The sequence below is a fragment of the Achromobacter sp. 2789STDY5608615 genome (assembly GCF_001298995.1).
GTDB classification, from domain to species: Bacteria; Pseudomonadota; Gammaproteobacteria; order Burkholderiales; family Burkholderiaceae_B; genus Achromobacter; species Achromobacter insuavis.
The window spans coordinates 182,849-195,690 of the sequence record NZ_CYTY01000001.1 but is presented as its reverse complement, the minus strand read 5'-3'; the positions used below and the strand labels follow the sequence as shown (position 1 = coordinate 195,690).

General features: G+C 67.6%; 14 protein-coding genes. 6 read left to right on the top strand and 8 right to left on the bottom strand.

Annotation, left to right across the window (positions count from 1 at the left end; genetic code table 11):
• Positions 1-817 precede the first annotated feature (817 nt).
• Positions 818-1,075, bottom strand: a complete 258-nt coding sequence (locus tag AOZ49_RS00930) for a hypothetical protein (protein ID WP_006393809.1) — start codon at positions 1,073-1,075, stop codon at positions 818-820.
• Between the two features lie 328 nt (positions 1,076-1,403).
• Between AOZ49_RS00930 and AOZ49_RS00925 the strand changes: the two genes are divergently transcribed.
• Entirely contained in the window at positions 1,404-2,165 is a 762-nt protein-coding gene (locus AOZ49_RS00925; RefSeq protein ID WP_054433295.1) for a S24 family peptidase, read from the top strand.
• Positions 2,166-2,170: 5 nt separating this feature from the next.
• Positions 2,171-3,988 carry a DUF4153 domain-containing protein gene (locus AOZ49_RS00920; RefSeq protein WP_054473947.1) on the top strand — a complete coding sequence of 606 codons (1,818 nt, stop codon included), beginning with the start codon at positions 2,171-2,173 and terminating at the stop codon, positions 3,986-3,988.
• A gap of 68 nt (positions 3,989-4,056) precedes the next feature.
• Here the strand turns inward: AOZ49_RS00920 and AOZ49_RS00915 are convergent, their stop codons facing one another.
• From AOZ49_RS00915 to AOZ49_RS00900, 4 genes are all read right to left on the bottom strand, one after another.
• Positions 4,057-4,281, bottom strand: a complete 225-nt coding sequence (locus tag AOZ49_RS00915; protein WP_054433297.1) for a hypothetical protein — start codon at positions 4,279-4,281, stop codon at positions 4,057-4,059.
• A gap of 106 nt (positions 4,282-4,387) precedes the next feature.
• Entirely contained in the window at positions 4,388-5,536 is a 1,149-nt protein-coding gene (locus AOZ49_RS00910) for an AI-2E family transporter (protein WP_231690202.1), read from the bottom strand.
• A gap of 68 nt (positions 5,537-5,604) precedes the next feature.
• Positions 5,605-6,438, bottom strand: coding sequence for a DUF3053 family protein (locus tag AOZ49_RS00905; RefSeq protein ID WP_231690201.1), 834 nt, complete (start codon positions 6,436-6,438; stop codon positions 5,605-5,607).
• A 16-nt stretch (positions 6,439-6,454) separates the two neighbouring features.
• The gene (locus tag AOZ49_RS00900) at positions 6,455-6,967 is read right to left on the bottom strand and encodes a GNAT family N-acetyltransferase (protein ID WP_054473945.1); all 513 of its coding nucleotides are present in this window, start codon (positions 6,965-6,967) and stop codon (positions 6,455-6,457) included.
• Positions 6,968-7,073: 106 nt separating this feature from the next.
• Here AOZ49_RS00900 and AOZ49_RS00895 point away from each other — a divergent pair, with 106 nt between their 5' ends.
• The 3 genes from AOZ49_RS00895 to AOZ49_RS00885 all read left to right on the top strand — a co-directional run bounded on the left by AOZ49_RS00895 (position 7,074) and on the right by AOZ49_RS00885 (position 9,157).
• Positions 7,074-7,436 carry a hypothetical protein gene (locus tag AOZ49_RS00895; RefSeq protein WP_054433301.1) on the top strand — a complete coding sequence of 121 codons (363 nt, stop codon included), beginning with the start codon at positions 7,074-7,076 and terminating at the stop codon, positions 7,434-7,436.
• Positions 7,437-8,095: 659 nt separating this feature from the next.
• On the top strand, positions 8,096-8,377 hold the full coding sequence (locus AOZ49_RS00890; RefSeq protein WP_006393801.1) for a hypothetical protein: 282 nt from the start codon (positions 8,096-8,098) through the stop codon (positions 8,375-8,377).
• An 87-nt stretch (positions 8,378-8,464) separates the two neighbouring features.
• Entirely contained in the window at positions 8,465-9,157 is a 693-nt protein-coding gene (locus AOZ49_RS00885) for a cytochrome b/b6 domain-containing protein (protein WP_054433302.1), read from the top strand.
• A gap of 123 nt (positions 9,158-9,280) precedes the next feature.
• Here AOZ49_RS00885 and AOZ49_RS00880 read toward each other — a convergent pair whose 3' ends face one another.
• The gene (locus tag AOZ49_RS00880; RefSeq protein ID WP_006393799.1) at positions 9,281-9,739 is read right to left on the bottom strand and encodes a c-type cytochrome; all 459 of its coding nucleotides are present in this window, start codon (positions 9,737-9,739) and stop codon (positions 9,281-9,283) included.
• 56 nt (positions 9,740-9,795) lie between these two features.
• Positions 9,796-11,172, bottom strand: coding sequence for an adenylosuccinate lyase (gene purB, locus AOZ49_RS00875; protein WP_054473944.1), 1,377 nt, complete (start codon positions 11,170-11,172; stop codon positions 9,796-9,798).
• A 161-nt stretch (positions 11,173-11,333) separates the two neighbouring features.
• On the opposite strand from purB, the gene AOZ49_RS00870 reads away from it, so the two are divergent.
• Positions 11,334-11,945 (top strand): glutathione S-transferase, encoded by a 612-nt coding sequence (locus tag AOZ49_RS00870; protein ID WP_049072515.1) that lies wholly within the window; start codon positions 11,334-11,336, stop codon positions 11,943-11,945.
• Between the two features lie 62 nt (positions 11,946-12,007).
• Here the strand turns inward: AOZ49_RS00870 and AOZ49_RS00865 are convergent, their stop codons facing one another.
• The gene (locus tag AOZ49_RS00865; RefSeq protein WP_054433304.1) at positions 12,008-12,826 is read right to left on the bottom strand and encodes a sulfite exporter TauE/SafE family protein; all 819 of its coding nucleotides are present in this window, start codon (positions 12,824-12,826) and stop codon (positions 12,008-12,010) included.
• Between the last annotated feature and the right edge of the window lie 16 nt (positions 12,827-12,842).

Genomic DNA, 12,842 nt, shown 5'->3' with positions numbered 1-12,842 from the left:
TGCGCCATCGGCGCGGTGCCGCGTTGCGTAATGCGTGCGGCCGGGTTGCGGCGGATTCCGGCTGTCGCCCACCGGGCTGCCGCCTCAAGCCATTCCAGGTCACCGCGGGCGGGAGAAAGGCCCGGTCATGGAAGGAACGGCGAGGCGGCAGGCCGCTGGGCCCCGCCTTGCGGGCGGCGCCAAGCAAAACGCCCCGCGCTCTCGAAGAGAACGCGGGGCGCGCAAATGAAAAAGGCCCGCCTGTGGCGAGCCTGTCTCGGGGAACTGCAAAGAACGCGAGGGACGCGTATCCGGCGATTCATCCGCCTTCCGGCGGTGGCCGGGCACACGTACCCTCTCATAAATAAGGCCCGCTGTCGGCGGGCCTGGTTTGCTTGCTGCTTGTTTGTTGCTTATTGCTGCTTGCTTGTTTGTTTGTCGCTTGATTGCTTGTTGCTTGTTACGGGCTTGCTGCCAACCGGAAAGTCCGTCGGCGTGAACCGCGACGCCATGAACGAATTGTGGCGCAACACCTGCCGCCCAAGCAATCCCGGCATGTCGCACCGCGTTGCACCGTTATCCGGCGGGTGTTTCGCGTGAGCCTGGCTTGTGCCAGATGTGCCTGGCGTCTGCCAGATGTCTGCCTGGTATGTGCCTGGTGTCTGCCTGGCTCGGCCCCGCGTCACGCCGCGTCATGAATGGCGCCTTCGCACGAACGTACCCTCTCATAAAAAAGGCCCGCGGTGGGCGGGCCTTTTTCTTCAGCGTTCCAGCGCATCGGCGCCTGGACGGATCGTCGGCGGGTGGCGCGACGACATGGATGCATTCTGCCGCCCCATCAGGCGTGCAGGCAATCCCCCTCGCGTCGCACTTCGCCCCAGACGTAGGTCAGCGAGTTGCGCGCATGCTCGATGCGGGCCACCTGGCCGCCCTCGTGCAGGGTTTCGAGCACGCGCAGGATCGCCTGTCGCATTGCGTTGCGTTCGCGCCGCGTCAGTTCGCGGGCGCCGGACGCGCCGCGCACCAGTTCCGCCATGCGCCACGGACGCCCCGGCGCCGCCGCCATGAGGTCCAGCACTTCGGTTGCATATTTCATCGGGATGCCTCCCCGCCAAGACGCTTGTCCATGCTTTTTTTTCCTTGATGCAAGCTTGCCGTTCGTCGTATTCCCCGAAAGGCCGGCGCTTGAACAATCGCTACCTGGGTAGCGATCCGTGGGCCACATTTGCCGGTCACCCACGCCAAGCGCCTCGGACGCCGCGGCGAGCCCCGCCGCATCCGTATGGGCCGCAGGCCGCCGGATCCGAGGCTTGCGGTCGGCCCGACTATCTCCGGGATGAAAGCCATGGTAGCGAGTCGCTACCAAAAAATCAACAGCGAATCGCTACTGTACTTTGCGGTAGCGGGTTGCTACTATCGCTACCATGGACATCCGCTCGATACGACTGAACAACCTCAAGTACGCCGTGCACGAAGCGGGTGGCGTCGACCGCCTGGCCGAACGCGCCGGCGTCAGTCGCAAATACCTCGACCAGATCCTTCAAGGGTTCCAGGGCAGGCGCGACAAGAACCCACGCCGGGTCGGCGACGCGCTGGCCGCCAAGCTGGCCGCCGGCCTGGGCCAGCCCGCCCACTGGATGGACCTGCCCCACCCCGACCTGTGGCGCGAACTCTCGCCCGACGTCATGGCCGACGAACCCGCGGGCCGGCTCGTCTCCTTCCACCCCGCGCGGCTGGGCAGGCCGGATCACGGCAACGTCCTCATCGCCCAGTTCGACACCGGCGGCGCAATGGGCAATGGCCTGGAACTGCGCGACCAGCCCGGGGTCATCCAGAGCTGGAACGTCAGCCCTGAATGGCTGCAGAAGAACGTGCGGGGCTTCTCCGCCTCGAAGAACCTGTGCATCGTCACGGGGTTCGGCGATTCCATGCGCCCCATGTTCAACCCCGGCGATCCCCTGATCGTCGACCGCGGCGTGCAGGCCGTCGAATACGACGCCATCTACTTCTTCCGCGTCGGCAGCGAAGGCTTCATCAAGCGCCTGCAACGCATTCCCACCGCCACTGGCCTGGTGGTCAGGGCCAAATCCGAGAACACCAAGTACGACGCCTGGGACATCACCGAAGGCATGGATTTCGAGGTCTTCGGCCGTGTGCTGAAGGTCTGGCGCAGCGAGGACTTCTAACCCCCATGGCAACCCCTTCCCGCCTGTCGGCTCCCGAAAAGACCATCCTGGTCTATGGCGCGCTCGGCGCGCTGCTGGCCTTGGCGCTGCATGCCGCGCTGCTGAACCGCGTCTGGCCATGGCACAACCTGTTCGCCACCCTGTTCGCGATCCAATGGATCTGGCTGGTGCCGCTGGCCGGCGCCATGCTGGCCGGCATGCGCGCGGGCAGGCGCTGGCTGCTGGCGTTGGCGGCCTACGGCCTGGTGCTGCCCGCGCTGCACGCGTACGGGCTGGTCGCGCTGCTGGGCTCGCAGCCCCTGCCCTATACCGACAGCGGCTCCCGGTCCCTGGCGACGCTGATCACCGCCGCCAGCGGCTTCATGCTGCTGCCGCTGATCCAGGCGCTCGACCCGTCCCGGCCCGGCTGGGACTATCCCGCCGTGTTCCGCGCCGCCTGGCGCAACACCGTCAAGCTGGCGCTGGCCGGCGGCCTCGCCCTGGCGGTCTGGCTGCTGTTCTGGGCCGCCAGCGCCATGTTCGCCATGATCGGCATCACCGCGGTCGGCCGGGTCGTCAAATCCACCCGTTTCGTGCTCGGCGTCATGCCGCTGGTGCTGGCGGTCTGCCTGGTGGGCGTGCATCGCCGCCCGCAGCTGGCGGACACGCTGCAACGCTCGTGGCTCACACTCACCGCGTGGCTGCTGCCGCTGGTCGCGCTGGTCGGCATCGCTTTCGTACTGGCGCTGGCGGCCCGGTTGACGCTGGACCTGCAGGCGGGTGCCCTGTCGGCCGGCGCGCTGATCGCCTTCAGCGCGCTATGGATCAAGCTCATCAACTCCGCCTGGCAGGACAGCCCGCAGGCCCCGCCCTTCGGCCCGCGCCTGCGCGCGGTGCTGCGCGTGGCGGCGATCGGCCTGCTGCCGCTGGCGCTGGTGGCGTTGTACGGGCTGGTGGTGCGCATCGAGCAGTACGGCTGGACCGTTCCGCGCATCTGGGGCCTGTACGCCGCGATCCTGCTGACGCTCTACGCGCTGGGCTATGCCTGGGCGGCGTTGGCGGCGTGGCGCTTTCACACGATCCTGGGCGGCACCAACATCGCCGCGGCGTTCTGCGCGTTGGTCGTGCTGGCCCTGGTGAGCACGCCAGTCCTGAGCCCCGAGCGCATCGAGATCAACAGCCAGGTGCAACGCCTGATCGACGGTCACGTTCCTCCCGAGGACTTCAGCTATCTCTCGGCCACGAAGGATCGCGGTGAATACGGCCGGCAGGCGATGCACAAGCTGGCCGCCGGCGCCGCCCAGGCGCAATCGCCCCGGATCGCGGTCGCCGCCGCCGATGCGCTGAAGGGCCAGTATTACGACTGGGGTCCGCGCAAGTCCGGCCTGGCCGCCTCGCTGGTCAAGCCGGACAGCCTGCAGGTCTATCCCGCGGGCAGTCCGGCGCCGGACGCGTGGTGGCGCTATGCCGCGGCGCAAAGCCCGTTCGAACTGGATCGATGCGTGAACGCCGAACAGGCCGCGGCCGCCTCCCCCGCCGATCCCGCCTTGAACGGCGCGCGTTGCTGGTTGATCCATGCGGACATCACCGGCCCCGGTGCGGATGACCTGGTCCTGTACGTGCCGCCGCGCGCGGACGCCAGCGCGGGCGGCTACCAGACGTTCCTGAGCTATCAACGCCTGGATGAAAACACCTGGCGCGTGCTGTCCTCCAAGACCCATCGCAGAGCGCAAGGCGATCCAGACGTCGATATCGGCGGCGCGCTGGCGCAAGGCCAGGTGCATACCGAGCCGCGCCAGGACCGCGACCTGATCGTGGGCGGGCGGCGCCTGCCGCTACGCTGAACGGCGCGGCGCGGGCATGCTCCAGGGGCAGCCCGCGCGCGTCGCGCCGGCCGCCGCTGGCATGCCGGTTACGGCTTTTCTTCCAGGTCCGGCGTGCCGGCAAACTGGCTCTTGAGCAGGGTCAGCGCGCCCTTTTCCGCCAGCGCCTCGTTCGGGAACACGTGCTTGGTGTCTTCCAGCACGGGAAAGCCGAAGACGCGGACTCGGGCGTGGTAGCCCTCGGGGGTTTCGGCCAGCTCGATGTCGAAGTTGCGTTCCTCGATCCAGCCCGACTTGTGCAGTTTCCAGTCCATATCCGACGTGCTCCTGGTGAGAGAGGGAAAGGCGCGCTGCCGGCGTGCGGCCGGCAGCGCCATTGACGCGTGGCGCCGGTCCGCGAAGACCGACGCCATCACCACCTTACACCGGCCGCGCTGACGACGGCTTGACCGGATGCAACGCCTTCAATCCGCCTTCTCGGGCGAGGACGGAGGCGGCGGCTCGGCCGGCTCGGCGGCGGCCTCGGCGGGGGGGCGAGAACAGGTCCCAGCAGGCCATGAACAGCGCGGCGATCAGCGGCCCGATGACGAAGCCGTTCAGGCCGAACAGCGCCATGCCGCCCAGCGTCGAGATCAGCACCACGTAGTCGGGCATCTTGGTGTCCTTGCCCACCAGGATCGGCCGCAGCACGTTGTCGACCATGCCGATCACCAGCACGCCGAAGGCGATCAGCACCGCGCCCTTGATGGTCGCGCCCGTCAACAGGAAATAGATCGCCACCGGCGCCCAGATCAGCCCTGCCCCCACCGCCGGCAACAGCGACAGGAAGCCCATGATGACGCCCCACAGCAGCGCGCCCTGGATGCCCAGGATGGAGAAGATGATGCCCCCCAGCGCGCCCTGCGACGCCGCCACCGCGATATTGCCCTTGACCGTGGCGCGCACCACCGTCGTGAACTTGCGGAACAGGTGATGCTTGTGCGTGTCGCTGAGCGGCATGGCGCGCTTGATGCGCAGGCCCAATTGCGGGCCGTCGCGCAGCAGGAAGAACAGCAGGTACAGCATGATGCCGAAGCTGATCACGAACTGGAACGTGTCCTGCCCGATGCTGAGCGCCTGGGTCGCCAGGAACTGGCTTACCTGCATCGCGCCCGCGCTGAGCTTTTCCTGCAGGCTGGGAATGTCGGCCAGGTCGAACCGCGCCAGCAGGTCGTGCACCGAAGGCGACAGCGCCTCCATGGCCTGCTGGAAGTAGGCGCCGAAGTTGATCTGCCCGGACTTGATGCTCTGGTAGAGGTTCGCGCCCTCGCTCACCAACGACCCGCTGATGACCACCAGCGGCAGGATCACCAGCAGCAGCACCAGCGCCAGCGTGATCAGGGCCGCCAGATTGCGCCGTCCGCCGATGCGCGGCACCAGGCGCCGCTGCAGCGGCGCGAACAGGATGGCCAGGATGGCGCCCCAGAACACCGCGCCGTAGAACGGCCACAGCAACCAGCCGAACGCGATGGAGACCACCACCAGGAGGAGCAGGAAAGTCCGGTAATGCAAGCTTGAGGATTGGCTCATGTTCCGTCCAAGGCGCGGCATGCGCCGCGAGACCCGCATTGTACTAAGGGCTTGTCGATGGGCCTGTGCTACGGAGCTTGTCGCGCCACCACGGCGCGGGCCTGCTCCAGCGCTCCGGCCTGCGCATTCAGCGCCTCCAATCGCTGGTTCAGTTGCTGCTGCAGCGACGGCGTGGCGACCTTGGCCTGACCGTCCTCCAAAGCGATATCGCCGGCATGGGCAGCCACGAAGTCGGCCACGCCCAGGGCGTCGCGCGCCACCGTGTCCATCTTGCCCGCGGCATCCATCAACTCGGCCGCCGGCGCCGTGACGGCCTCGTCGTACACGCCGTCATAGACCGGCGCGAGATCCGGCGCCAGTTCCATCGCACCGCGCGCCTTGTCGGCGCGGGCCTGCGCGGACTGCAACCGGCGGGCGCTCTCAGCCAACGTCGCGCGTGCGTCGACCAGGGCCTGGCGTCGCCGCACGATGTCATCAACAGACTGGATGCGCTCGGCCGCCAGCACCGGACGCAGCGGCGCCGCGGCCTTGGCCAGGGCGTCCTGGAAATCCGTGATGACCGCATAGGCGTCGCGATAACGGCCGATGGCGTCCGACTCGGCCTCGCTCAGCGCGCCGATCGGCGCCAGCGCGCCCGCCGCGATACGTTGCTGCAGCAGGCCGATGAAGGCCGCCCGCTCCTGCGGCTCGCGATTGCCGCACGCCGCCAGCGCCAGCACCGTGGCCGCCGCCAGGGTGGCCAGGCAGATCCGCAGCATTGCCATGCCCTTCCTCCTTGCGTAGTCCGTTGCGGCGCGGCAACCGGCCCGCCATGCAGCCGGCGCCCCCGGCCAGATTATCCCGAAGCGTCCGCCGCGTGCCGCCGGCGGGCGGATTTTGTTGCCATCGAAGCGATATGACACAGGCCGGTCGTCGCGCTCAGACCGACCACGCGAGACGCATCGCGCAGCGGCGGGCGGGATCGAATCCCGCGGCCGCCTCCTCCCGCAGCCGCGCGCGCAATGCCGGCGTCAATTGCCCCGCTGGCACTTCGACAAAGCCGTGCCGCTGGTAGAACGGGCCATTCCAGGGCAGCTCCCGGTCGGTCGTCAGGACGACCGCGTCGTAGACCGCCGCCTCCCGCGCCTGCGCGACCAGCGCGCGCAGCAGGCCGCCGCCCAGGCCGCGGCCCTGCCACGGGCTGGCGACCGACATCTCCGCCAGAAAGAGGTCGCCCTCCATCGGCTGCGCCAACGCGAACCCGACGGGCCGGTCGCCGTCGTCCACCGCGACCCACAGCAGTCCGGCCTGCGCCGCATGTGCCAGCGCCGCTGGCGGCAGGGTCTCGCCGGTGGCGGCCCAGGCCATGGGCGTGCCAAGAAAGCGCTGGGCGGCGGAGCGCTCGATATCGGGCAGGAAGGCCAGGTCGGCGGATTGGGCGTGTCGAATCATGGGGCGCCAAGTATGCACCAGCCGGACGGCATCCCCCGCCGTTACCCCCTAGAATGTCGGTTTACCGGCCCGCCCGGGCCGCCCATCCTCCCAGCCATCCCACGGAATGACTCAAGACGTTTCCCCCGACACCTGGGGCTTTGCCCAGCCCGACTGCCGCGGCGCCGCCGCGCTGCTGTATTTCATGAGCGACCTGGCGCGCGTGGCCAACCAGTACCTGCGCCCCGGCCACCTGAACCAGGAGGCGCTGGCCGACGCGCAGAAAGCCGTGGACGCGCTGCTCGAACGCTATGTCGAGATCGAAGCCGCCCCCGAAGCCTTCGATGACGAACGCGTCGAACTGGCCCTGGAGACCGACACCCGCCCGGACGGCTCGACCGCCGCCCAGGTCGCCTTGCGGATGTCGCCGCGCCTGGAAGGCCTGATCATCGAGGCCCAGCGCCAGGCGGCCGGCCCCACCAGCCACTGACGGGCATCCGGAGGCCTGCCGGCGCACGCCTCCCCCTGCCCCGTCCCGGCGCGACACGCCCCTGCACCAAAAAAACTCTTGCGAAATCACGGCACTAGCTATATCATTAGCAGTTGAGCCGGTAAATGGCTCATGTTTTTGCCCATCTGGCCCACTTGCCAGAGGCTTGCAAAATACCCTTCCTGGGTCCGGTTTCACCCGATGGGCGTCACCCGGTTCTGCGACAGACAACCCTAACAACGCAGACCTGATTGATGCCATCATGATGGATGGCAAGGCCATCCCCCACCCAGGGTTCGTCTTACGACACACACTGCCGTTTTCTGATCTTTCCGCCCAGTCCGGCCTGATCGGGAAACCTTCATCCGCAGCCCGATAGCCGCGGTAGCCCCAAGCCGCGGTAACCCCGCAGCACCCCATTCGCGGCGGCGACCCAACGCCACCGCCCGCCTGGACCGCCGTCCGTCATTGACCGACGCGGTCCGGCAGCAAGCCGCAGGCGCATGCCCGCGGTCAGTACCTCCGCCACCGGCGTGGCGCGCAAGCAAACCATGAGAATGCGCAAAATGCCGGTAACGGAGATGCGTTAGTGTCATGCACGTTAGTGTCATGCACTACACGGCAATTCCCATAACAAGAACTTGAAAGAGAACAACACCATGAATACTCGTTTCACGACCTCGGACCTGATCCGACGCCCGGCGCATACCAAGCTGGACAACATGCCGATCCACATCGGCGACATCGTTTATCTGCAACCGGCCCACGGCCCGGCCATCCGTGCCGCCGTGATCTTCAACGCGCCGATCGACGGCACGACCACGTACACCACCGAAGTCGTGCCGTGCGGAGCAGCCGCGCAAAAGGCGCCCGGCCAGCGCATCCGCTTCCGTCACGAGCACGTGCACCGCATCGAACCGGTGCGTCGCGCCGCTCGCTGACACAGCGCAAACCCGCCGCGGCCGTGCCGCGGCGGCGTCATTTGTGCGTGATACAGTCGCAGGCAACGCAGTCAACGCGCGACCATCATGCAAAACAACCGGCTTGCCATCCGCATCTGGGACCTCCCCACCCGCCTCTTCCACTGGGCGCTCGTCGTCTGTATCGTCGGCGCCTTCGTCAGCGTCAAGCTGGGCGGGCTGTACATGGACTGGCACGTGCGCTTCGGCTGTACCGCGCTGGGCCTGATCATCTTCCGCCTGCTGTGGGGCTTTGTCGGCCCCCGCTATGCGCGCTTCGCGCAATTCGTGCGCGGTCCGCGCGCGGTAGCCAAGTATCTCAAGGGCGCGGCCGCGCCCGCCGGCCACAACCCGCTGGGCGCGCTGTCGGTGCTGGCGCTGCTGCTGGTGATCGGTTTCCAGGCAGTCAGCGGCCTGTTCACCACCGACGACATCATGACGCAGGGCCCGCTGTTCGGCCACGTCAGCGAGTCCACCGCCAGCCTGCTCACCTCGTGGCACAAGCTCAATGAATGGGTCATCATCGGCCTGATCGCTCTGCACCTGTTGGCCGTGGCCTGGTATGCGCTGGTGCGGCGCAAGCGGCTGGTGCGCGCCATCATCACCGGCAACGTCGATCCGAAAGACGTCCCGGCCGGCACGCCGCCGACCCAGGACGGGTTCGCGATCTGGCTGCGCGCCCTGATCCTGGGGGCGTGCGTCACCGGCCTGGTGCTGTGGATCCGCTCGCTGGAGATCGCCGCGGACATGTCGTTCTCGTAGCCTTCCCGCGCGCGCATCGCGCCGACCGGCGCGCAAAGCGCGATATCCGAACGGCGCGCCAAAAGAAAAGCCCCTCGACCGAGGGGCTTTTTGCATGCGGCGCCGCGGGGGCGCGCGAGCGGCTTATTTCTTCTTGCGGTAGGCGTCGTGACAGGCCTTGCAGCTGGCGCCCACGTCGCCGAAGGCGGCGCGCAGCTTGTCGAGGTCGCCGGCGTCGGCGGCGGCCGACAGCTTGACGATGTTGTCCTGGAACGCCTGCTGCTTCTGCTTGAAGCCGGCCGCGTCGCTCCAGATTTCCGGACGGGCGTCGCCGCCTTCCGTACCCGCGCCGAAAGCCGTCCACGGCAGGGCCGACAGCGTCTTGAGCACTTCGACGTTGGCCTTGATCTGGGCCGCGTCGTAAGGCGCCTGGCCCTTGATCACCGGCGTCATGCGGCCAAAGTGCGAGGCCATCAGCGTCAGCGCCGACTGGCGGTACTTGACGGCATCTTCAGGCTTGGCGAACTGCGCCTGGGCCGAGGTCGCCAGCAGCGACCCGACGGTCATACAGGCCAGCGCGGCGAGCGTGGACAACTTCTTCATTGCAATCTCCCGTAAGTACAACAAGAATGCCGCGCGCGCCGCGCGCGGCAAGGCGACTATACCGCCCGGGCCAGATCCGCGGCCAGGCCGATATACGAACGCGGGGTCATCGCCAGCAGGCGCGCCTTGGGTTCGTCCGGCAGGGCCAGGCCCTGGATGAATTCTCGCAGGGCTTCCTCGGTGATGCCCTTGCCGCGCGTCAAGGCCTTGAGCTGTTCGTAAGGCTGCGGCAGGCCATAGCGGCGCATGACGGTCTGCACCGGCTCGGCCAGCACTTCCCAGCAGGCGTCGATGTCGGCATCGATCGCGGCGGTGTTGACTTCCAGCTTGCCCAGGCCGCGCATGCAGGCGTCCCACGCCACCAGGCAGTAGCCCAGGCCCACGCCCAGGTTGCGCAGCACGGTGGAGTCGGTCAGGTCGCGCTGCCAGCGGGAGATCGGCAGCTTGTCGGACAGGTGGCGCAGCACGGCGTTGGCCAGGCCCAGGTTGCCTTCGGAGTTCTCGAAGTCGATCGGGTTGACCTTGTGCGGCATGGTCGACGAACCGACCTCGCCTTCCTTCAGGCGCTGCTTGAAGTAGCCCAGGGCCACGTAGCCCCAGATGTCGCGGTCCAGGTCGAGCACGATGATGTTGGCGCGCACGATGGCGTCGAACAGCGCCGACATCCAGTCATGCGGTTCGATCTGGATGGTGTGGCGGTTCTGGGTCAGGCCCAGGCCGGCCAGCACGCGCTGGCTGAAGGCGGGCCAGTCGATTTCCGGGTAGGCCGACAGGTGGGCGTTGTAGTTGCCGGTGGCGCCGTTGAGCTTGGCCAGCGGCTCGACCGCTTCGACCGCGGCGATGGCGCGGTTCAGACGCGCCGCGACGTTGGCGAATTCCTTGCCCAGCGTGGTCGGGCTGGCCGGCTGGCCGTGGGTGCGCGACAGCATCGGCTGGTCGGCCTGGGCCACGGCCATGTCGTTGAGCTTGGCGGCGATTTCACGCAGGCGCGGCAGCACCACTTCGCTGCGGGCGCGCGACAGCATCAGCGCGTGCGAGGTGTTGTTGATGTCCTCGGAGGTGCAGGCGAAATGGATGAATTCGGCCGCGGCCGCCAGTTCGGCGTGGTCGGCGACCTTTTCCTTGAGCCAGTACTCGACGGCCTTGACGTCGTGGTTGGTGACGCGCTCGATGTCCTTGATGCGGGCGGCATCGGCTTCGGAGAAGTCGCGCACCAGCTGTTGCAGGCGGGCGCGGGCTTCCTGGGAGAAGGCGGGCAGTTCCGGCAGGCCGGCGTCGGACAGGGCCACCAGCCAGGCCACCTCGACCTCGACGCGGTGGGCCATGAAACCGGCCTCGGAGAGCAGCCCGCGCAGCGCGTCGCCGCGGGAGGCATATCGGCCATCCAGTGGCGAAAGGGCGTTAAGTTGGCTAAGCTGGTCGGCGATTTGCATGGTCTGGGAAAGAAAAAGCTGCGGATGGGAAAACCCGGCGATTTTATCATTCAGGGCCGCGCAACATTGTGGCAAACTGGACGGGATTCCGTCCCGCGGACGGTTTGGCCGTCATGCGGCCTGCTATACTTCGGCCGCTTTCCGACTCCGCTTGTGAATCCATGAAACTGATCGGCTCGCTTACCAGTCCATACGTGCGCAAGGTGCGTATCGTCATGGCCGAGAAAAAGCTGGATTATCGGCTTGAACTCGAAAACGTCTGGTCCGCCGACACGCAGATCCAAACGTACAACCCGCTGGGCAAGGTGCCCTGCCTGGTCATGGAAGATGGCGGCGCCCTGTTCGACTCGCGCGTCATCGTCGAGTACCTGGACACCTTGTCGCCCGTCGCCCGCCTGATTCCGCAGCCGGGCCGTGATCGCGCGGCCGTCAAATGCTGGGAAGCCATCGCCGATGGCCTGCTGGACGCCTGCGTCACCATCGTCAAGGAAAAGCAGCGCCCCGAGGCGCAGCGCAGCCCGGAATGGATCGAGCGCCAATACGGCAAGATCCACGCCAGCCTGGACGCCATGGACAAGAGCCTGGGCGACAACGCCCACTGCATGGGCATCAACTACAGCCTGGCCGATATCGCCGTGGGCTGTGGCCTGGGCTACCTGGACCTGCGCTTTGCCGAACTGGACTGGCGCGCCAACCACCCCAACCTGGCGCGCCTGTACGACAAGCTGTCGCAGCGCCAGTCGTTCGTGGATACCATCCCCAAGACGGCCTGACGCCCCCTCGGCGCCAACCCGACCTGTTCCGGCCGCCTCGCGCGGCCGGTTTCACGTCCAGCTCAGGCCCAGAATGCCTGGCCGGCCTTGAACAGCATGTAGGCCGCCAGCGCGAACAGCAGGCAGGCGAACACCCGCTTCAGGGTCTGCACCGGCAGGCGGTGCGCCATGCGCGCGCCCAGCGGCGCCGTCAGCACGCTCACGCACACCAGCACCAGCAGCGCCGGCCAATAGATGTAGCCCAGCATGCCGGGCCGGGTCGCGCCTTCGTTCAAGCCCGACACCACGTAGCCGATGCTGTTGGCCAGCGCGATGGGAAAGCCCAGCGCCGCCGAGGTCGAGACCGCGTTGTGCAGCGCCACGTTGCACCAGACCATGAACGGCACCGACAGGAAGCCGCCGCCCGCCCCCACCAGCCCCGACAGGAAGCCGATGCCGGCGCCGGCCGCGCTGGTGCCGACCACGCCCGGCATCTGGCGGCTGGGCTTGGGCTTCTTGTTGCGCAGCATGTTCCAGCCGGAATAGCCCACGAACAGCGCGAAGAACAGCGACAGCCACAGGGTGCTGAGCGCCGCGAACACCGCGCCGCCCGACAGCAGGCCGCCCAGGATGATGCCCGGCGCCATGGCCCAGACGATCGGCCACTTGATGGTGCCCTTCTGCTGATGCGCGCGCACGCTGGAGATCGAGGTGAACAGGATCGAGGTCATCGAGGTGGCGATGGCGGCATGCACCACCAGGTCGGCCGGCATGCCCTTCCAGGCGAACAGCATCGTCAGGAACGGCACCAGCAGCATGCCGCCGCCGATGCCCAGCAGACCCGCCGCGAAACCCGCCACCGCGCCCAGCGCCAGCAGGCAAATCACCATCGTTACATCCACATCCCTCTCCTCTCGT

Excerpts from the sequence above, each read along its gene's own strand:
- purB (WP_054473944.1), bottom strand. The coding sequence starts at position 11,172 with ATGCAAATCGCCGACCAGCTTAGCCAACTTAACGCCCTTTCGCCACTG.
- AOZ49_RS00890 (WP_006393801.1), top strand. The coding sequence starts at position 8,096 with ATGAATACTCGTTTCACGACCTCGGACCTGATCCGACGCCCGGCGCAT.
- AOZ49_RS00925 (WP_054433295.1), top strand. The coding sequence starts at position 1,404 with ATGGACATCCGCTCGATACGACTGAACAACCTCAAGTACGCCGTGCAC.
- AOZ49_RS00920 (WP_054473947.1), top strand. The coding sequence starts at position 2,171 with ATGGCAACCCCTTCCCGCCTGTCGGCTCCCGAAAAGACCATCCTGGTC.
- AOZ49_RS00915 (WP_054433297.1), bottom strand. The coding sequence starts at position 4,281 with ATGGACTGGAAACTGCACAAGTCGGGCTGGATCGAGGAACGCAACTTC.
- AOZ49_RS00895 (WP_054433301.1), top strand. The coding sequence starts at position 7,074 with ATGACTCAAGACGTTTCCCCCGACACCTGGGGCTTTGCCCAGCCCGAC.
- AOZ49_RS00910 (WP_231690202.1), bottom strand. The coding sequence starts at position 5,536 with ATGAGCCAATCCTCAAGCTTGCATTACCGGACTTTCCTGCTCCTCCTG.
- AOZ49_RS00880 (WP_006393799.1), bottom strand. The coding sequence starts at position 9,739 with ATGAAGAAGTTGTCCACGCTCGCCGCGCTGGCCTGTATGACCGTCGGG.
- AOZ49_RS00885 (WP_054433302.1), top strand. The coding sequence starts at position 8,465 with ATGCAAAACAACCGGCTTGCCATCCGCATCTGGGACCTCCCCACCCGC.
- AOZ49_RS00900 (WP_054473945.1), bottom strand. The coding sequence starts at position 6,967 with ATGATTCGACACGCCCAATCCGCCGACCTGGCCTTCCTGCCCGATATC.
- AOZ49_RS00870 (WP_049072515.1), top strand. The coding sequence starts at position 11,334 with ATGAAACTGATCGGCTCGCTTACCAGTCCATACGTGCGCAAGGTGCGT.
- AOZ49_RS00930 (WP_006393809.1), bottom strand. The coding sequence starts at position 1,075 with ATGAAATATGCAACCGAAGTGCTGGACCTCATGGCGGCGGCGCCGGGG.